Raw genomic sequence first — 20,895 nt, 5'->3', positions numbered from 1 at the left:
TCCTTTCGGGAGCTGCCATTCTACATATTTTAGGAGAGAGATGGGATACAGATTTTATTTTGGCGCCTCAGGTGTGGGAAAGACCTACAGGGCTTTTAAGGATATTATAGACGAGGCTGTAAAAAACTTGGATAAAAAGTTTTTTATTATAGTACCTGAGCAGTTTACGATGCAGACTCAAAAAGATATAGTGCAGATGCATCCTAATCATGCAGTAAACAATATAGATGTGCTCAGTTTTAACAGGCTTGCTTACAGAATATTTGAAGAACTTGATATAGAAAATCCAGAGGTTTTGGATGAACTTGACAAGGCGCTTATACTTAGAAGAATTGCAAACAAGGTAGAACTTAAAGCGTGGAAAAAGCAGTTTCAAAAGGCGGGATTTATTGACAGTATAAAGTCGCTTATTTCAGAGTTTATGCAGTATGATATCAGTGACGACTTTATAAGAGAGCAGGTAAACAACAGTGAGGTGGACTCACTTCTTAAGATAAAACTTGAGGATATATATAATTTAAAGACAGGATTTGAGGAATATATTGCCGGAAAATATTTCACAAACGAGCAGATACTTGATATTTTGAATGAAAATATAGCAAACAGTGAATTATTAAGGGACAGTGTTATCTTATTTGACGGTTACACAGGCTTTACACCTATTCAAAACAGAATAATTTCAAACCTTATGAAGGTGGCTGCAGAGCTTAGATTCAGTGTAACTTTGGGTAAGGGAGTTAATCCGGATATAAGACTTTCAGAGAGCGACCTTTTTTTTATCAGCGGTAAGATGATTTCACAGATAAATGAGATGGCAAAGAAGGAGAATATAAAGAGATTGCCTGATATAAATCTGAATACGGGAGCGGTACACAGATTTAAGAATTCAAAAGATCTCGGATTTTTTGAAGAGCATTTCCTCAGATATGACGGAAAAAAATCAAAAGAAGTCTCTGATATTGAGATAAATTACTGTATGAATCCTTTGGATGAGATAGATTTTGTTGCCAATAAAATACTTGGTCTTGTAAAGGATAATGACTATAGATACAGGGATATTGCGATAATTTACGGCGACCTTGAGGATGTGTCCGATGCACTGATAAACAGATTTCATCAGCTTGAGATTCCCTACTATTTGGATGAGAAGATGGATGTTGACAACAATGAGTTGGTGGAGTTTATCAATGCCTGCATTGGAGTTATAAGTGAGAATTTTTCATATGATGCGGTAAACAGATTTTTAAGACTCGGGCTTTTACATTTTGATAAAAGGCTTGTATCACTGCTTGATAATTATTTGCTTGAGACGGGAATAAAGGGATATAAAAGACTGCATTCGGAATTCACATATTTGCCGAAAAGTTTTAGTGAAACTGAACTAAAAGAGATAGATGAGTTCAAGGACTTTGCTCTTTGTAAGCTTGATACACTTTATACGGCAATAAGTAAGAGCAAGGTAAGCATAAAGGATGCCCTGGATGCTTTCAGAGAGATATTTACAAAAGAGAATATAGAAGAAAAGCTTGAAGAGATAAAGTTATCACTTGAAGAAAAAGGTGACTTTAAAAGAGCTAGAGAGTATGAGGGAATATTTGACGAGGTTATCAGTCTGTTTGACAGATTGGAGCTTGTACTTGAAGGTGAGAGTCTGACTAAAAAAGAATTAAATGACCTCTTACATACAGGTTTTGAAGAGATAAAGCTTGGAATGATACCTGACAGGGTGGACAGAGTGGTAATAGGTGACTTAAAAAGAACCAGACTTGGCAGCATAAAGGCACTGTTTGTATGCGGCGCAAATGACGGAAGTCTGCCTACAGTCAAGGATTCGGGAGGACTTATAAATGACAGAGAAAAAAGAAAACTTAAGTCTTTGGGCTTTAATCTGTCTGATACAGTCAGAGAGGATTTGTATACAGGCAGATTTTATCTGTATCAGGTGCTTACAAAGCCTTCAGACAAGCTGTTTATAAGTTTTGCAGGTATGGACTTTGAGGGTAAGTCTTTGCGTCCGTCAATACTTATAAATATGGTAAAGTCGATATTCCCTGATATAGAGATAAAAAGAAGCAAAGAGCTGAATATATATTCAAGGTTTGAAGCAAAGGAATATCTCAGTGAAAATTTGAGAGGGCTTCGCGCAAAGGAAGTAACAGATGAAGACTTTGTAAGATATATTGCGACATTCTTTGATAGAGAGTTCATAAAAAGACTTATAGCAGCTGCAACGTATGTGTACAAGGACAGCGGAATAGGTGAGAGTGCGGCAAGAGAACTGTTCGGTGATGAACTTCGTGTAAGTGTGACAAGGCTTGAAAACTACAATGAATGTCCTTTTGAGCATTTTATAAGCTACGGGCTTGGAGTGGGGGAAAGGCAGATACATTCATTGGGAGTGTCGGATATAGGTACATTGGTACATGATATGCTTGAAAAATGCTTCAGGTATGCAAAGTCAAGAAATAAAGTGATTGCAAAGATGGATGAAGCGGACCTTTTCTCGCTGGTTGATGAGGCTGTAAACGAAAACATGGTTTCCGAAAAAAACAGCATATTTAAAGAGAGCAATAAGTCAAAGTATCAGCTTGAAAAGATTGTAAGAATGACAAAGCTTACAATGCTTGTACTTTCAAAACAGCTTGCGGCAGGCGACTTTGAGCCGAGTTTTTTCGAGAAAAGTTTCGGTGAAAGTGATAATCTTGAAGCTTTGAATATTGAACTGAAAAATAATGCAAAGATGTATCTTAGAGGAAAGATAGACAGAGTAGATACATATGTTGATGAAGATAAGACATTGGTAAAAATAATTGACTACAAGACCGGAAATATGAAGTGGGAGCTTGACATGCCTTTCTACGGCAGGGCGTTACAGCTTGTGATATATCTGGATGCGGTGATGGAACAGCTTACAAAAGAGGGTAAGGCAGTTTTGCCGGCGGCATTTTTTTACTACCATATAGACTCACCTTTTCTTACAAGAGATGAGGCGAAAAAAGAAAACGCTTTCTTAAGTAAGTTAAAGCCTATGGGTATAGTCAATACAGATTTTAATATAATAAAGCATCTGGATAAAAGTATTGAAACAAGCAGTGATGTTATACCTGTAATGTTAAAAAAAGACGGAAGTATTTCAAAGACATCAAGTGTTGCAAGTACAAAGAGGATAGACTTACTTAGAAAGTATGTAAGGCAAACGGCAAAGAACACGGCTGAAAATATCTTAAGCGGCAGTATCGGCGTCACACCTTCAATAAGGAAGGGAAAGTCAAGCTGTGATTACTGCCCGTACAGTGCAATATGCGGATTTGATGAAGGAATAGAAGGATTTGCATACAACAACTTGGTGAAAATAAATGATGATGATATTTGGGAAATGATGGAGAAAAATGAGCATGTGGACGAAGGCACAACAGGCGGCAATTGATATAAAAAAGGGAAGTATATTGGTATCTGCCGCTGCCGGAAGCGGAAAGACTGCGGTACTTGTAGAAAGAATAATAAAAAAGATAACGGATAACGACAATCCTATTGATGTGGACTCGCTTTTGGTAATGACTTTTACAAGGGCCGCAGCGGCATCTATGAAGGAGAAAATCTATAATGCCTTGTTAAAAGAGATGGAAAAGCATGAAACAAATACCGTAGAGTTTAAGAGACTGAAGGAGCAGTCCGTACTTTTGGCCTCGGCAAAGATAATGACTACAGACAGCTTTTGCCTTTCAGTAATAAGGGAAAATATTGATAAGATTGATATAGACCCTGCTTTTTGTGTGGCGGATGAGAGTGAAATCTCACTTTTAAAGGCCGATACTATGGAAGAACTTTTGGAAAGTGAGTATGAAGCCGCAAGCAAGGATTTTATAGAACTTAGTGACGCCTTTGCAAACAGTAAGGGAGACAAGAGTATCGTAGAATTTATCGAAAAGCTTTACAGATTTGCCGTAAGCAAACCTTGGCCTTTGGAGTGGCTTGATTCATTGAATGAGAGCGATGATAAATGGCAGGAGTATATATACAATCAGATAATGAAGAGTGTGGACTCCGTTTTACAAGATATTGATGAGATGATTGATATATGTAATGAGGAAGAGGGTCCGGCTTCATATCTGGATAATGTATTGGAGGAGCGCTCAAGTATCGGCGGTGTAAAAAAGGCGGCAGATATATTTGAACTCTCAAAAAAGCTTAACTTGGTAAGCTTTGACAAGCTTAAGGCTGCAAAGGGCGGAGACAAAGACTTAAGGGAAAGAGCCAAAGCAATCAGAGATAAGTATAAAGATAATATTTCAAAGCTTGCACAGGATTATGACTTTGACAAAGACAGAGTCTTGCTTGAAGAGCAAAGTGAAAAGGCAAAGATAAGAGCTGTGGTGGATTTGACAAAGAAGTATATTTCACTCTTTAATGAAAAAAAGAGAGAAAAAAATCTGGTGGACTTTTCAGATATAGAGCATTTGGCACTTGGTATACTTGTAGATGAGAATAAAAATCCTACAAAAGTTGCAGAGGCATATAAAAAAGAATTCAGTGAAATATATATTGACGAGTATCAGGATTCAAACTACCTACAGGAAGCTATAGTAAAGGCGATAGAAAAGAACAATGTCTTTATGGTAGGAGATGTTAAGCAGTCAATATATGGATTCAGGCAGGCTTCGCCAAAGCTTTTCATGGAAAAGTATAAAACTTTTAAAAGTTTTGACGGTATTGATGATGAAGATGCAAAGAAAGTTGTTCTCAGTAAGAATTTCAGAAGCAGAAAAAACGTGCTTGACGGTGCGAATGTCTTATTTAAGAAGATAATGAAAGAGGATATAGGCGGCATTGATTATGATGATGATGCGGCGCTATATCTTGGAGCAAGCTTTGATGAGGGAGACAAGGAGTATGTAAGTGAGTTAATGCTTACGGATGTGGGCAGTATTGAAGATGACACATCTGCTATAGAGCTTGAAGCAAGAGCTATTGCAAAGAGAATCAAGGAGCTGAAAAAAGAGCTGAAGGTGGACTGCGGCAGAGATTTAAAGTACAGCGACATAGTGATTTTGGTGCGTGCCGGTATCGGAGAGAGTATAGCCAAGGTTTTGAATGATGAAAATATTCCGGCATATGCAGAGAACAACAAAGGATATTTTAAAACATTTGAGGTTAGAAAGATACTGGCCATATTGGCGGCTGTGGATAATCCTTACTCTGATGTGGATTTGACCGCATTTTTGAACTCGGAGATTGTAGGAATGACTGATTTGGAGCTTGCAAATATTGTATCCGATTACAGGAAAAAGCAAAATATTGAAAAATCCAAAAAAATCAGAATGATGGACGCAATCATATTTGAGGAAAGTGAAGGAAGCATTGAAGAGGCTACAAAGAAAAAAATAAGAAAAGCAATTGAATTTTTAGACGAATATGGAAAAAAGTCTACATATATGAATATTCAGGCGCTTTTACAGGATATTTACAATAAAACCGACTTTTTGAATATAATAGCTGCAATGCCGGGCGGACAGGTCAGAAAGGCCAATTTGATGTTGCTTATAAGTAAGGCCGGAACCTTCGGAAACTCGGGATACAGCGGACTCTATAACTTTATCAGATATATTGCAAAGCTTAAGGACTTTGACAACGATTTCGGGGAAGCCGGAATACTTTCTGAAAATGATGATATTGTAAGGATTATGACAATACATAAGTCAAAGGGGCTTGAGTTCCCGGTATGTTTCCTTGTAAATGCAAACAGAAGCTTTAATAAGACCGACTTGAAACAGGGCATTGTAATAGATAACGACTTCGGACTCGGTGTGCAGTATGTGGACAGTGAACATAATATAAAAGACAGTTCCATAAAGCAAAATGTTATAAAATATAAGCTTGGTACGGAGCTTATGGGTGAGGAGCTTAGAGTTCTTTATGTGGCACTTACAAGAGCCATGGAAAAGATGATTATTTCAGGTACCTGCAAGGATGTTAAAAAGGCTTTGGAAACAAATAAGGAAACACCCGGATTTTTAGATATAAGATCTTGTAATTCGTATCTTGACCTGATACTTTTAAGCTTTGACAGAATACATTTTGATTTAAAGCTGTATGATTATAAGACTCTTTTGGATGAGGAGAAGCTGACTCAAAAAGAAGTAGGAGATTTGCACAAGGTATTTGAAGGAAGCGATATCAAAAAATATGACGAGTTAAAGAAGAGACTTGATTATACATACCCATACAGTGTAAATGTGGATTTGAAAACCAAGTTTTCGGTATCTGAAATCAAGAGAATGTCACAGAGTGAAGAATTTGAGATAAAACAAAATAAAGAAAAGACCGGGGGTGTCAACAATGCCGGTGAGCGCGGTAATGCCTACCACAAACTTATGCAAAGACTTCACTATGAAAATATAGAAAGCTCCAAAAACAGGCTTGAGTTTGTAAAATCTGAGATTGCACTGCTAAAGAATGCCTCTTACAGAGAGCTTATAAATCCTGAGGATATTGTAAAGTTTTTGGATACAAAACTTGGAGAGATATTTATTAAGTATCACAAAAGCTTGAAGAGAGAAAATCAGTTTATAATGGGTATGTCCGCAAGAGAAGCAAATATGGGAGACAGTGATGAGACCGTACTGATACAGGGTGTTATTGATGCATATATAGATACAAAAGGCGGCATAATTTTGGTGGATTATAAGACGGATAATGTAAAAAGTGCAGAGACTTTGATAAGCAGATATAAAGTTCAGCTTGAACTTTATAAGAAATCTCTTGAAATGAGTACAGGAAAAAATGTAAGTGAAATTTTTATATATTCATTTGTACTTGGTAAGGAGATAAGACTTTATGAATAATTTTAAGATAATTTTGGCTTCCGCATCGCCAAGAAGGAAAGAGCTTTTGGAGCAAATCGGTGTAGACTTTGAGATAGCGGTATCCGACAAAGAAACTGAAATTGACTGTAGTGACCCGGTAGAGGCGTGTAGAAAACAGGCTTACAATAAGGCTTTGGATATTGTAGAAAAATCAAGGCTTAAGTATGGTGATAAGGATTTTGCGGTTATATCGGCAGATACTATAGTGGCAATAGACACAAAAATCTTAGGAAAGCCGAAGGATAAATCTGAAGCAAGAAAGATGCTTGAGACTATATCAGGCAGAAAGCATAGAGTATATACTGCAGTATGTGTATACAATTCTTTGAAAGACAGTTATGAGAGTTTTGTAGAGGATACTCCTGTGGAAGTGGCAAGGCTTTCAAGTGAAGAGATTGAAGATTATTTGAAGAGAAAAGAGCCCTATGACAAGGCGGGAGCCTATGCAATACAGGGATATTTTTCAAGGTATATAGTGGGAATAGAGGGAGACTATTACAATGTAATGGGACTTCCCGTAGGAAGACTGTACAGAGATTATTTGAAGAAATTATAAAAAAACACCCCTATAGGGGTGTTTTTAAGTTAAAATCAGTTGCCGTTAGGATTCAGACATTTTCCTTCTTTGTCAAACTGATAGCTTACACCTTTTATATCAATAGCGCGGTCTCTTGCCATCTTGCCGTCCAAGAGGAAATAATACCAGGAGTCGCCTTCACCTTTGACCCATTCATCTGTTGCCATCTTACCGTTTGAGTGAATATAGAATGTATTTGTGCCGTCCTTTATCCATTTATGTTTTGCCATCTCACCGTTGTAGTTGAAGTAATACCATGCACCGTCATCCTTATTCTTTATCCATTCTCCCTGTGCCATTGCACCTGAAGAATGCAGATAATAGTATGTATCCTTTATCTTCTGCCAACCTGTAAGCATTGAGCCGTTATTGCCAAGGTAATACCAGTTGCCGTTTACTACTTTCCAGCCTGTGGTCTTCTTACCTGTAGCATCAACATAGTACCATGAACCGTCCTTTTCTTCCCAATTCGCTTTTTCGATAACATTTATATGTATTGATTTTGTAATGCCCTGATATGTCGCCGTGATATTGGTTTCGCCTACTTTATTGGCATGGATTTCGCCCTGTGTTACATCAGCTATATCGGAATTTTCAGATGTCCACTCCGCAATCTGACTGACATTGGTGTAAATGCCGCCTTCCAAGAATATAGCTTCTGCAGATATACCGAACTGTAATTCCATATCCATATCTGTAGGTGTTACTATAAGATGATGATCCAGTTTATCCTCGGAGTCAACGCCTGAGTTGGCAAGTGCAAGCTCCGTCATTTTTTTCTCAATAGAATCCACATCAAAGCTGTCTTCAAGGTTGATTCCTCCGCCGTTGTAAACATCCCCTATATCTGTTGAACTTACCAATTCCTTTATGGTTTCTCCGCTTTTTGAGTTGTCGGCATTAGTGAAGCTGCCTTCAGTATTTGATGATTGGTTTGTACAACCTGTTATTAAAGTACCGCTACCAAGACAAAATGATAGTAATAAAAATGGTATAAATCTTTTCATAAGCCTCCAAAGTTAAAACATTATAATCATATTATAGCGATTTAAAAATATCATTTCAATATATATTTGAGGCAATTCAGTACAATTCCATAAAATATATGACACCTGGAGCCTTACTGATAAGATTTAAGATAATTGCGTGACTGTTTTTTGTTTTACCCTTTATAGTCATGGTAACCGATTGGCATATATTCATCAGCGAAGGATTTTTGGCAAGGTCAATCTCCACTATATCAAGATCGTTTTTTCTGATATATGTGAAAAGGTCGCTAAGCGGCATAGCGTTGTCATATTCTATATACAGCTCCACTGCACGAGAGTTTTTTCTTACAAAGACTTCAAGCTTTTGAAGTGATACCATTGCAATAAATATGGCGGCTCCGCCTGCAATTGCTCCCTCATAGTATCCTATTCCTATAGTAAGACCGCAACAGGCGGCAGTCCATATACCTGCTGCCGTAGTGATACCCTTTACCTGATTGCGTCCTGTAAGTATTATGGTGCCTGCACCTAAGAAACCTACTCCGCTTACAACCTGAGCTCCAAGTCTTACAGGGTCACCGCTTTTAAAGACTTGGAATACATATTGATTGGTAATCATTACAAGTGTGGATCCGAGGCATACAAGCATATATGTTCTAAAACCGGCAGGTCTGTTCTTTCTGCCGCGGTCAAATCCCAATATCCCGCCTATAAATAAAGACAGAACTATGCGGATTATCAGTGAGTACAGATTCAATTCTCTTGGCATATATTCTCCTTAAAACTTAATGTAAATATTATATATGCAATGTAGAGTAAGGTAAATATTAAGATAAAGTTGTGCTGTCCCCTTCTCCTTGCTTTTAGACTTTCTATAGGATATAATTATGTGATTATATGTAAAGGATATGGAGGATCATATGACAAGGCATTTGCTAAGAGAACATTGTTTTAAAATATTATTCGGTTTGGATTTTTATCCTGAAGAGGAGGCCAAAGTTCAGATAGATAATTATTTTGAATCACCGTCTTTGGAGGATGAAGATGATGTGCTTATCCATGATGCAAACTACGGTGAAGGAGATATAGAATATATAAGGTCAAAAGCAATGCTGGTTAGAGACAATCAGGCACAGATTGACAAGATGATTGGAGAACTGTCACAGGGTTGGAAACTTGAGAGAATAGGAAGAGTTGAAAAAAGTATCTTAAGACTTGCAATTGCTGAAATGAAATATGACAGTGATATACCTGTAAGTGTAGCTATAAATGAGGCTGTAGAGCTTGCAAAGACATATGGAAGAGAAGAGTCCTATTCATTTGTAAATGCGATACTCTCAAGGGTAAATGCAGAGGAGCAGTGATATGGTTTATTCTGTATCAAAAGTGAATGCATATATCAAGAATATGTTTATGCAGGACTTTGTACTAAATAAGATATCAGTAGAGGGAGAAGTAAGCAATTGCACATATGCAGGCTCAAATCATATATATTTTACCATAAAGGATGAAGGAGGGACCTTATCTGCCGTGATGTTTGCAAGTCAGAGAGGAGGTCTCTCTTTTGATATGAAAAGAGGGCAAAGAGTCATAGTTACCGGAAGTATTTCATGCTATGAAAAGGAAGGCAGGTATCAGCTCTACGCTACCAAGATAGAAGAAACCGGCAAGGGAGAACTGTATGAGAAATATCTGAAGCTTAAGGAAAAGCTTGAAGATATGGGAATGTTTGATAAAAGCTACAAAAGGCGGATACCGGGGTTTGTACAAAGCATAGGAGTGGCAACCGCACAGACCGGTGCGGTTATCAATGATATAAGGAATGTCAGCTACAGAAGAAATCCTTATGTGAGGATAGTGCTTGCACCATGTCTTGTACAGGGAGAGTCCGCTCCAAAGAGCATTATTTCAGCCATAAAAAAACTTGATAAGATGAATCTTGATGTCATAATAGTGGGCAGAGGCGGAGGCTCTATAGAGGATTTGTACTGCTTTAATGATGAGGAACTGGCAGAGACTATATTTAATACAAAGACCCCTATAATCAGTGCGGTAGGACATGAGACGGATTTTACAATAGCGGATTTTGTGGCGGACCTTAGAGCGCCGACGCCGAGTGCGGCGGCGGAAATAGCCAATTTTGTATATGCTGACTATATGTATACATTGGATTTTTATAAAAATAAGCTTGATGAATGTGCAAGAAGAAAAGTGGACTATACCAAAAGGGATTTGGATATGCTTTTGATAAGGTTAAATACACTCAGTCCGCAGATAAAACTTAGAGAACAAAAGCAAAGACTCGAAAACTTTTCAAAGATATTGCAGAATTATTTCAAAAATATCTTGGAAAACAATAAGAATATACTTATAAATATGTCAAAGAGACTTGAGACGGTTTCACCGTTAAAAAGATTGTCGGGCGGTTATGCCTATATTAGTGATAAAGACAACAAAAAGGTATTAAGTGCGGCCTCTTTGCATCAGGAAGATGAGATAAATGTATTTTTTTCTGATGGAAAGATAAGGGCAAAGGTTTTATAATAGAGAGGTAAGCTATGCCGAAAAAACAGGAAAAAAAAGCAGGTATTGAGGAAAATCTGGCAAATATTGAAAGTGTGATTGCAAGGCTTGAAGAGCCGCAGACCACACTTGAGGAAGCTTTTGTACTGTATGAGGAAGGAATCAAACTGGTAAAACAGGCAAGTGAGAGTATATCTCATGTAGAAAGACAGATGGAAATACTCTCAGGGGATGTTGACGATGAATAAAGAGAATTTAAATAAGATAGAAAAAATGATAGAGTCGTTTTTTTACAGCGAGGACGATCTGAATAAAAAAGTTATAAAAGCCTCAAATGAAGCCATAAAAAACGGCGGAAAGAGGCTCAGGCCGCTTATAATGTTTGAAGTGTATAAGGCTGTCGCAGGTGATGAATACAATGAAGAAATTATAGCACCGTTTTTAGCTGCTATTGAGATGATACATACATTTTCACTTATACATGATGATTTGCCTGCAATGGACAATGACAGACTAAGGCGCGGCAAACCGACTACCTGGGTAAGTCATGGCGAAGATATGGCGATACTTGCAGGGGATATGCTCTCTGTGCAGGCTTTTGAGATAATATCAAAGAAAATGCAGGAAGTGCCTGACTTTACCGTTCTAAAGAGAATGTCAAGGGCAATGTATACACTTGCAAAAGATACAGGTGCTTTCGGAATGATAGGCGGTCAATGTGTGGATGTGGAATACTCCGGAAAGAGGATGAGTGAAGAGGTGATGAGGTATACCTATGCACTCAAGACAGGTGCACTTCTTAGAGCTTCATTTGTGATAGGAGGAATACTTGCAGGTGCAAATGATAAAGAAGTGAGTCTTTTAGAGGAGGCGGGAGCTTACGTAGGTGAGGCATTCCAAATAAGAGACGACTATCTTGATATAGTGGCGGATGAGAAGGAGCTTGGAAAGCCTACACATTCGGATGAGAAAAATCAAAAAATCACTTATGTAAATATAGTAGGCATAGATGAAAGCTTAAGAAGGGTGGCTTCACTAAGTGAAAATGCCAAGAAATGTTTAAGTGAGGTAAGGGGAGATATGAGCTCTATTATCGAAATCATTGATATGATGGTGAATAGAACTTCATAAAAATAATATGATACTTGAAAATATTGAAAAACCGAGTGATATAAAAAAACTTAACAAAAAAGAACTTAATATACTGGCAAGAGAGATAAGAGATTTTCTTATCGAAAAAATAAGCGTTACAGGCGGACATCTGGCAGGCAATCTTGGAGTGGTGGAACTTACAATGGCGATGCATATAGCTTTTGATTTGCCTAAGGATAAGATAATATGGGATGTGGGACATCAGTCATACACACATAAGATACTCAGCGGAAGAAAGAATGCATTTGACAATCTCAGAAAGTTCGGAGGCATATCGGGATTCCCAAAGACAAGTGAGTCAAAGTTTGACGTGTTTAATACCGGACATTCGTCCACAAGTCTGTCGGCAGGGCTTGGAATGGCATTCGGCAGAGACATAAAGGGTGATAATTACCGTGTTATATCGGTAATAGGTGACGGTGCTCTGACAGGCGGAATGGCATATGAGGCACTTAATAATGCCGTGCAGATAAAGAAAAACTTTATAATGGTACTCAATGACAACGATATGTCCATTTCCAAAAATGTCGGCGGTATGAATGAATATTTAAACAGTATCAGAACAGCGGACGGCTATACCAATCTTAAAAAGATAGTGAACAATTCTCTTGAGAGATTGCCTTATATAGGCAAACCTATAATAAATAGCATCAAGCAGACAAAAAACGGTATAAAGCAGATTTTGATACCCGGAATGCTTTTTGAAAATATGGGTATTACATATCTGGGACCGGTGGACGGACACAATATTTCGGCGCTGTTAAGAGTATTTGAGGAAGTAAAAAAGGTTGAAGGACCTGTGCTTGTACACGTACTTACCAAAAAAGGCAGGGGCTATACTCCGGCTGAAAAGCATCCTGAGAATTTCCACGGCATAGGAGCATTTGATATAGCCAGCGGAGAAGCCAAATCAGGAAGTAAAGCTCCTACTTATACGGATATTTTTTCAAACAAAATAGTGGAACTTGCAGGCAGGAATAAGGATATTGTTGCAATAACGGCAGCAATGCCTGAGGGTTGCGGACTTCTTGAATTCAGAGATAAATTTCCGAAGAGATTTTTTGATGTCGGAATTGCCGAACAGCATGCCATCACATCTGCGGCAGGGCTTGCAGCGGCAGGTCTTATACCTGTTGTGTGCATATATTCATCATTTTTACAAAGAGGATTTGACCAGATAGTGCATGACGTTTGTTTGCAAAATCTTCATGTGGTATTTGCAATAGACAGAGCGGGGCTTGTAGGTGCCGACGGCGAGACTCATCAGGGAATATTTGATGTATCATTCCTTACCTGCATCCCGAATATGACCTTACTTGCTCCGAAGAATGCAAATGAATTGAAGGCTGCTCTTGAATTTGCTATAGATTTTGACGGTCCTATTGCAATAAGGTATCCAAGAGGTGTTGCCTATGACTCTTTGAACGAGTTTGAAAGTAAGATAGAGTTCGGCAAAGGAGAGATGCTCTTTGAAGAGAGTGATATTGCACTTTTGGCAATAGGCAGTATGGTGAGTACGGCAAAGAATTTAAGAGAAAAGTTAAAGTCAAAAGGATTTAATGTTTCCGTTGCAAATGCCAGATTTTTTAAGCCTATCGACTTTGATTTGGCGGATAAGCTGTGTGAGAATCACAAGCTTATCGTAACTATGGAAGAAGGTGTAATAAACGGCTCCATGGGTGAAAAAATAAAGGCGTATGTAAAAGATAAAAATCACGATACGGATGTATTAAATATCGCATTGCCTGACGGATATGTTGAGCATGGAGATGTGAGCCTTTTGAGAAAGAAGCTTGAGATTGATTCGGATTCGGTACTGAAAAAAGTTTTAGATAGATATGAGAAGATAAAAGATGAAGGATAGATTGGATATACTTTTGGTAAAGCGCGGACTTGCCGAGAGCAGAGAAAAGGCTAAAGCCGTAATAATGTCAGGTATAGTTTATGTTGACGGACAAAAAGAGGATAAGGCAGGTCAGACTTTTGCCGATACCGCAAATATTGAAGTGCGAGGAAGTACTCTAAAGTATGTAAGCCGTGGCGGCTTGAAGCTTGAAAAGGCTATGGAATGCTTTGATGTAAGTGTCAAAGATAAGGTATGCATGGATATAGGTGCATCAAGCGGCGGTTTTACTGATTGTATGTTACAAAACGGTGCAAAGAAAGTCTATGCGGTGGATGTAGGACATGGACAGTTGGCATGGAAACTTAGAAACGACACAAGAGTTGTTGTTATGGAAAAGACCAACATAAGATATGTAAAACCTGAGGACATAGGTGAAAGTATAGACTTTGCGAGCATTGACGTTTCTTTTATATCACTCTCAAAGGTTTTACCTTCCGCATACAATCTTTTGGGCGAGCGCGGTGAAATAGTGGCGCTTATAAAGCCGCAGTTTGAGGCGGGCAGAGAAAAGGTCGGCAAAAAAGGTGTGGTAAGAGAAAAGTCCACACATATTGAAGTGATACAAAACTGCTTTGCCTATGCGGGGGAGAACGGTTTTTTTGTAAGAGAACTTGAGTTTTCACCTGTAAAGGGACCGGAAGGAAATATTGAATATTTATATCATCTTATAAAGTCGGGCGATGTTGACGTAGATATTGATATAGAAGCAGTAGTGAACACTGCACATGAAAAGTTGTAGGAGGAAGGATGAAAACTTTTTTTCTTGTAGGAAATAGTGAAAAAGAGGGGATAAAAAAAGCACTTAATAATCTTGAAAAAGAGATAAATTTAAGAGGCGGAAAATGTTATAAGTCCTTCGGTTATATAGATTTGAGCAATTTTCCAAGTGTGGACTGTGTTATTACTCTGGGCGGAGACGGTACACTGATAAGAGCCGCAAGAGATATATCACATCTGGGTATTCCTATTATAGGTATCAATATGGGACATCTGGGATACCTTACAAGTATAAATACGGCCAAGGATATAGAGTACATGGTTGATATACTGATAAATGACGAATACTTTATAGAAAACAGGATGATGATATCCGCAACCGTAATACGTGACGGAAAAGAAATAAAGACTTTGACCGCACTTAACGAGGCTGTTATTACAAGAAAAGAAGTATTGAAAACTCTAAGATGTAATGTGTATATTGAAGGGGATTTCTTGAATGAATATTCATCTGATGGTATAATTGTATCAACGCCTACAGGCTCAACAGCATACAATCTGAGCGCCGGAGGACCTATTATAGAGCCCAGCTCAAAGATGATGCTTATTACTCCTATATGTCCGCATGCACTCAGTCAAAGAAGTATAGTACTTTCATCATCAAAGGTAATACGAATTTCATTCGGTGATAATATAAAGTCGAACAGAGAACTTGTAGTGGACGGAGACGACAGTGTGAGCCTTGAAAACAAGGATGTGGTGGAACTTAGGGAGTCGGAAATATTTGCCCGATTGATAAAGTTAAAAAAGGGGAGTTTTCTTGATAATATCAGGAATAAGATGAACAGGATTTGATATGAAAATAAAAAGACATTCAAAGATTATAGAACTTATTAACACATATGACATTGAAACTCAGGAGGAACTTGCACAAAGACTTGAGGACAGCGGATTTGTTGTGACACAGGCTACGGTTTCAAGAGATATAAGAGACTTGAAGCTTTCAAAGGTTGTATACGGAGACGGCAAACAAAAATATTCACTTATGCCTAAGCAGGACGGTATTTCCGAAAAATATCTTAAAATACTTAAAGAGGCATTTATATCAATGGATATGGCACAGAATATATTGGTATTAAAGACCGTATCGGGTATGGCTATGGCTGTTGCGGCGGCACTGGATTCTTTACAGATGAGTGAGATTGTGGGTTGTATTGCAGGAGACGACACTATCATGGCGGCTATAAGAAGTGTGGATGATACCGTAACCGTTATGGAGAGAATAAGGAAACTTATTTATAAAGAGTAATGTATAAGTATCAGGGTAGTATCTAAAAAGGAGGATTATGCTGATAGAGTTACATATAAAAAATCTTGCACTTATAAAGAAAGCGGATATTTACTTCAAAGAGGGACTCAGTGTACTTAGCGGTGAGACAGGTGCAGGTAAGTCTATTTTGATAGATTCCATAAATCTTGCTCTGGGTGCAAAAGCGAACAAGGACATTATAAGAGTGGGTGAAAATGAGGGATTTGTTGAACTTATTTTCACATTGGACGAAAAAAGAAAAGAAAAACTAAAAGCGATAGATATCTCGTTTGAGGACGATATGCTGATACTTACAAGGAAAATAAGTACTTCAAGAAGTGTGTGCAGAATCAATGACGAGACTGTAACTCTAAATAAGCTTAGGGAGATTACAGATACCTTGATAGATATACACGGTCAGCATGAACATCAGTCACTCTTAAGTGCGGGGAACAACCTTGTTTTGCTTGACTCATTTTGTCCTAAAGAACTTATTAAGCTTAAAAGTGAACTTTCAAATGACTACGGTGAGCTGAAGAAAATCAATCAAAGGATTCAGGAAGGCATTGATGAGAGGCTTAGAAAAAGAGAGATTGATATACTTGATTTTGAGATAAATGAGATAAAAGATGCCAAGATAAAGGAAAATGAAGAAGAAGAGCTTGAACAGGTTTTCAAAAAGGGCAAGAATATATCAAAGATAAATGATGTACTTGTAGAGCTTCTTTCAGAACTTGAAAGTGAAAGTATCGGAAACAATATAAGAGATGTCTCCGATATTACATCACTTGATAACAGTCTGAATGTGGTAGTGTCAAATCTGAATACGATAGAGGATTTGATATCCGAGACGATACATTATACAAACAGATACCTTGACAGCTTGGAATATAATGAAAGAGAGTATGATAAAGTTATAGAAAGATTGGATACTATAAGACATATAAAGTCAAAGTATTCAAATGACTACCATAAGATACAGGAGTTGTTAAAAGAGAAAGAAAACAGACTGAGTTTCTTAAAAGACTTCGGTGAAGAGGTGGTTTTACTCAGAAAGAATGCAGCCAAGCTTGAAGAGAGTATCTTGGAAAAATGCACACTTATAAGTACTATGAGAAAAGAAGTGGCCGTCACACTTACTGAAAGGATTAAGGAAGAGCTTGAAGATTTGAACTTTCTTGGGGTTGAGTTTGAAATAAGATTTACAAAAAAGGACAAAATATCAAGAGACGGATATGATTCGGTGGATTTTTTGATAAGTACAAATCCGGGGCAGCCAATGAAGCCTCTTCAGATGGTGGCAAGCGGAGGTGAACTGTCAAGGATAATGCTTGCACTGAAGACGGTTTTTGCAAGCAGTGATGATATACAGACTTTGATATTTGATGAGATAGATACGGGAATCAGCGGAAAGACGGCGGTAAAGGTAGGCGAAAAGCTTATGAATATATCAAAGGGACGTCAGGTTTTGTGTATTTCACACTTGCCGCAGATAGCGGTTATGGCTGACCAAAATTTGTTCATATCAAAATCAACGGACGGAAAGACTACGCAAACAAATATTGATTTACTGGATAAAGAAGGTAAAATAAAAGAGATAGCCAGATTGATTGGCGGTAACAATTTAACTGAAGGTGTACTAAAAACCGCAAGGGAAATGATACAAGAAGCGGACTCAAGGAGGTAAGTGGATACTATGAAGAAAATATTGTTTGTTGCATCGGAGGCAGTGCCATTTATTAAAACAGGCGGATTGGCAGATGTAGTGGGTTCTTTGCCGAAATATTTGGACAAGAGATATTTTGACGCCAGAGTTATTTTACCTAAGTATATGTGCATGAAAGAAGAAATCAGAAACTCTTTGGAGTACATAGGAGATTTCTATATAGACTACGCAGGCACAAGTAAGTACGTGGGAGTACTCAAAAAAGAGCTTGACGGAGTAACCTTTTATTTTATTGACAATGAGGAGTATTTTAGCGGACCGACTCCTTACGGAGATTGGCTTTATGATATAGAGAAGTTTATATTTTTCTCACAGGCGGCACTTTGCGCATTGCCTTTTGTTGACTTCAGACCTGATTTGATACATTGCCATGACTGGCAGACAGGTCTTGTGCCTGTATATTTAAAGGACAGATTTGCAGGCGGAGAGTTCTTCAGAGGAATAAAGTCGGTATTTACAATCCACAATTTAAAGTTCCAGGGTACTTGGGATTTAAAGACAATAAAGTATTTCTCAGGACTTAGTGATTATTACTTTACACCTGATAAGCTTGAGGCCTTTAAAGACGGAAATCTGTTAAAGGGCGGACTTGTGTATGCCGACGCTATAACCACAGTTTCAAAGACCTATGCCAAGGAGATACAAAATCCTTTCTACGGCGAGGGAATGGACGGACTTTTGAGAGCCAGAGACAATGACTTAAGAGGTATTGTTAACGGTATAGATTACAATGAGTTTAATCCTGAGACGGATAAGCTTATTTATAACAATTACAACAGTAAAAATTTCAGAAAAGAAAAGATAAAAAATAAAAGAGCGTTGCAAAAGGATCTGGGCTTGCCTGTAGACGACAGGAAATTTATGCTTGCAATGGTTTCAAGACTTACAGATCAGAAGGGACTTGACCTTGTTGAGTATATGATGGATCAAATCTGTGATGAGAACACTCAGCTTGTAGTGCTTGGAACCGGAGACCCTAAGTATGAAAATATGTTCAGACACTATGCATGGAAGTATCCGGACAGAGTATCTGCAAATATTTATTACTCGGAGGATATGTCACATAAGATATATGCGGCGGCTGATGCCTTCCTTATGCCTTCACTGTTTGAGCCGTGCGGACTCAGTCAGCTTATGTCACTCAGATACGGAACTCTTCCTATTGTGCGTGAGACGGGCGGACTTTGTGATACTGTAGAAAGCTACAATGAGTTTGAGTCAAAGGGTACAGGCTTCTCATTTGCAAACTATAATGCACATGAGATGATGGACAGGATAAATTTTGCAAGGCATATTTATTATGATAAAAAGAGAGAATGGAATAAGATGATTGACAGGGCGATGGCGGTGGACTTCTCATGGAAGCAGTCCGCACTTGAGTACCAGGCTCTGTATGATTGGTTGATAGGATGAAAGAATATATAGATGATGCACAGTATATGGACATTGTAAAGGATATACTAAGCAGTGATATCTTTAAAAAGCTGGCGGACTTTGTACAGCACGGCAGCACCTCCACTATGGAGCACAGTATAAATGTTTCGTATACTACATATTTGGTATGTAAAAAACTTAACTTGGACTACAAATCGGCGGCAAGAGCGGCACTTTTACATGATTTTTATCTCTATGACTGGCACAGACCCGCAAAGGAGATAGGCACACATTTTCACGGATTTACACATCCGTATACGGCTGCAAAGAATGCTAAGAAATACTTCGGCATAACTGACAAGGAAGCCGGAATGATAAAGACTCATATGTTTCCTTTTACACCTATTCCCCCTCTTTCAAGAGAGGGATGGGTGCTTACTATGGCGGATAAATCCACATCTGTGAATGAGATTATCAGCAATATGAAAAAAATTTTCAAACCGGAGGGAGGAGTTGTATGAGTGTTGTAGATGAGATACTTTCAAATCAAGTACTTGTCAGTGCAGCCCTCGGTTGGCTCGTTGCACAGCTTTTAAAGACACTTATTGATATATGGTATAACAAGTCGTTTTCTCCCGACAGACTTTGGGGGAGCGGCGGTATGCCAAGCTCACATTCGGCTACAGTCTGTGCACTTGCGACCTCAAGTGTTTTAAAATACGGATTTGGCGGGTATGAGTTTGCAGTAAGCTTTATTCTGGCGTTGGTGGTTATGTACGACGCTATGGGTGTCAGAAGAGAGACCGGAAAACAGGCAAAACTCCTGAATATGATTTTGGAGAACAATATATTTGAAGATAATTTTGAACATTTTGAAGAGAGACTGAAGGAATTTGTCGGACATACACCTTTACAGGTATTTATGGGTGCGATTTTAGGTATAGTGATAGCATTTGTAATTGGAGGAATGTATTAAATGATAAAACTTATTGCCTCAGATGTGGACGGAACCTTGGTAGGTGACGGAGAAGGCAAGCTTGACACAAGGATAGTAAAGGCTATAAGAGCTCTTCATGACAAAGGTATACATTTTGCGGTTGCCTCGGGAAGACAGTGGATAAGTATTGAAAATGTCTTTGAAGAGGTGAAGGATAAGATATTTTATATCTCTGATAACGGTGCTTATATAGGTATCAACGGCAGAAATCTGTTTGTCAGCACTATGGATGATAAAATCACAAAGGAGCTGATACTTGATATAAGAAAAGACAAGAATCTGGTTGCCGTAGTGGCCGATGCATCGTCTTATTATATCGAAGAAAAAAACGACTTTTTGCTAAGTTGGATAAGAGGCGGATATAGAGGAAGAATAAAGGTGGTGGACGACCTCACAAAGGTTGAAAATCTGATAAAGGTTTCCGCATATTCTGAAAATATATACGGTAAGGCGGATTATCTTATCGACAAGTACAGTGATAAGCTTTTGGTAAACTATGCCGGAAAGATGTGGATTGACTGCACCGCAAAGGGTGTCAGCAAAGGCAATGCGCTTCAAAAGCTTCAGGAAGCTTTTGAAATAAGTGAAAATGAGACAATGGTCTTCGGAGATCAGGAAAACGATGTGGAGATGTTTAAGGCGGCATACTATTCATTTGCAGTAAAAAATGCGGCACAGGTTGCAAAGGAGAATGCAAGATTTATGGCGGACAGCAATGAAAACCTGGGTGTTTTGAAAATATTAAAGTATCTGCTTTAGGAG

General features: G+C 38.3%; 18 protein-coding genes. 16 read left to right on the top strand and 2 right to left on the bottom strand.

What is annotated here, in order from left to right; all coding sequences use genetic code 11:
* Positions 1-40 precede the first annotated feature (40 nt).
* From ACO6FI_RS01385 to ACO6FI_RS01375, 3 genes are read left to right on the top strand one after another with little or no spacing between them, the layout of a single operon-like run.
* The gene (locus tag ACO6FI_RS01385; RefSeq protein ID WP_485455779.1) at positions 41-3,427 is read left to right on the top strand and encodes a PD-(D/E)XK nuclease family protein; all 3,387 of its coding nucleotides are present in this window, start codon (positions 41-43) and stop codon (positions 3,425-3,427) included.
* Entirely contained in the window at positions 3,390-6,842 is a 3,453-nt protein-coding gene (gene addA, locus ACO6FI_RS01380) for a helicase-exonuclease AddAB subunit AddA (protein WP_485455778.1), read from the top strand. The genes ACO6FI_RS01385 and addA overlap by 38 nt, the downstream gene beginning before the upstream one ends.
* Positions 6,835-7,419 (top strand): Maf family protein, encoded by a 585-nt coding sequence (locus tag ACO6FI_RS01375; protein ID WP_485455777.1) that lies wholly within the window; start codon positions 6,835-6,837, stop codon positions 7,417-7,419. The genes addA and ACO6FI_RS01375 overlap by 8 nt, the downstream gene beginning before the upstream one ends.
* Positions 7,420-7,454: 35 nt before the next feature.
* Here ACO6FI_RS01375 and ACO6FI_RS01370 read toward each other — a convergent pair whose 3' ends face one another.
* Both ACO6FI_RS01370 and ACO6FI_RS01365 read right to left on the bottom strand, forming a co-directional pair.
* A complete protein-coding gene (locus ACO6FI_RS01370; RefSeq protein ID WP_485455776.1) occupies positions 7,455-8,447 on the bottom strand; it encodes an Ig-like domain-containing protein in 993 nt (330 codons plus the stop codon).
* Positions 8,448-8,523: 76 nt separating this feature from the next.
* Entirely contained in the window at positions 8,524-9,198 is a 675-nt protein-coding gene (locus tag ACO6FI_RS01365) for an MgtC/SapB family protein (protein ID WP_485455775.1), read from the bottom strand.
* A gap of 151 nt (positions 9,199-9,349) precedes the next feature.
* Here ACO6FI_RS01365 and nusB point away from each other — a divergent pair, with 151 nt between their 5' ends.
* Genes nusB through ACO6FI_RS01300 form a run of 13 tightly spaced genes read left to right on the top strand, consistent with a single transcriptional unit; the run spans position 9,350 to position 20,892 of the window.
* Positions 9,350-9,793 (top strand): transcription antitermination factor NusB, encoded by a 444-nt coding sequence (gene nusB / locus ACO6FI_RS01360; RefSeq protein ID WP_485455774.1) that lies wholly within the window; start codon positions 9,350-9,352, stop codon positions 9,791-9,793.
* 1 nt (position 9,794) lies between these two features.
* The gene (gene xseA, locus ACO6FI_RS01355; RefSeq protein ID WP_485455773.1) at positions 9,795-10,973 is read left to right on the top strand and encodes an exodeoxyribonuclease VII large subunit; all 1,179 of its coding nucleotides are present in this window, start codon (positions 9,795-9,797) and stop codon (positions 10,971-10,973) included.
* A gap of 14 nt (positions 10,974-10,987) precedes the next feature.
* A complete protein-coding gene (xseB, locus tag ACO6FI_RS01350; RefSeq protein ID WP_124951412.1) occupies positions 10,988-11,200 on the top strand; it encodes an exodeoxyribonuclease VII small subunit in 213 nt (70 codons plus the stop codon).
* The gene (locus ACO6FI_RS01345; protein WP_485455772.1) at positions 11,193-12,083 is read left to right on the top strand and encodes a polyprenyl synthetase family protein; all 891 of its coding nucleotides are present in this window, start codon (positions 11,193-11,195) and stop codon (positions 12,081-12,083) included. Before xseB ends, ACO6FI_RS01345 begins: the two co-directional genes overlap by 8 nt.
* 7 nt (positions 12,084-12,090) lie before the next feature.
* The gene (gene dxs, locus ACO6FI_RS01340) at positions 12,091-13,968 is read left to right on the top strand and encodes a 1-deoxy-D-xylulose-5-phosphate synthase (protein WP_485455771.1); all 1,878 of its coding nucleotides are present in this window, start codon (positions 12,091-12,093) and stop codon (positions 13,966-13,968) included.
* Positions 13,958-14,749: a TlyA family RNA methyltransferase gene (locus tag ACO6FI_RS01335; protein WP_485455770.1), complete on the top strand. Its 792-nt coding sequence runs from the start codon at positions 13,958-13,960 to the stop codon at positions 14,747-14,749. Before dxs ends, ACO6FI_RS01335 begins: the two co-directional genes overlap by 11 nt.
* Positions 14,750-14,757: 8 nt before the next feature.
* Complete coding sequence (locus tag ACO6FI_RS01330) at positions 14,758-15,582, top strand: NAD(+)/NADH kinase (RefSeq protein WP_485455769.1); 825 nt, start codon at positions 14,758-14,760, stop codon at positions 15,580-15,582.
* A gap of 1 nt (position 15,583) precedes the next feature.
* Entirely contained in the window at positions 15,584-16,036 is a 453-nt protein-coding gene (gene argR, locus ACO6FI_RS01325) for an arginine repressor (protein WP_274970805.1), read from the top strand.
* A 37-nt stretch (positions 16,037-16,073) separates the two neighbouring features.
* Entirely contained in the window at positions 16,074-17,723 is a 1,650-nt protein-coding gene (gene recN / locus ACO6FI_RS01320) for a DNA repair protein RecN (RefSeq protein WP_485455768.1), read from the top strand.
* Between the two features lie 9 nt (positions 17,724-17,732).
* Positions 17,733-19,175 (top strand): glycogen synthase GlgA, encoded by a 1,443-nt coding sequence (glgA, locus tag ACO6FI_RS01315; RefSeq protein ID WP_485455767.1) that lies wholly within the window; start codon positions 17,733-17,735, stop codon positions 19,173-19,175.
* Positions 19,172-19,657 (top strand): HD domain-containing protein, encoded by a 486-nt coding sequence (locus ACO6FI_RS01310; RefSeq protein ID WP_485455766.1) that lies wholly within the window; start codon positions 19,172-19,174, stop codon positions 19,655-19,657. The genes glgA and ACO6FI_RS01310 overlap by 4 nt, the downstream gene beginning before the upstream one ends.
* Positions 19,654-20,112, top strand: a complete 459-nt coding sequence (locus tag ACO6FI_RS01305; RefSeq protein WP_485455765.1) for a divergent PAP2 family protein — start codon at positions 19,654-19,656, stop codon at positions 20,110-20,112. The genes ACO6FI_RS01310 and ACO6FI_RS01305 overlap by 4 nt, the downstream gene beginning before the upstream one ends.
* A complete protein-coding gene (locus ACO6FI_RS01300; protein ID WP_485455764.1) occupies positions 20,113-20,892 on the top strand; it encodes an HAD family hydrolase in 780 nt (259 codons plus the stop codon).
* Positions 20,893-20,895: the final 3 nt, after the last annotated feature.

Source organism: Lachnoanaerobaculum sp. (genome assembly GCF_057250505.1).
Note: the sequence above shows the minus strand (reverse complement) of the source record. Positions and strands in the feature narration are given on the sequence as shown.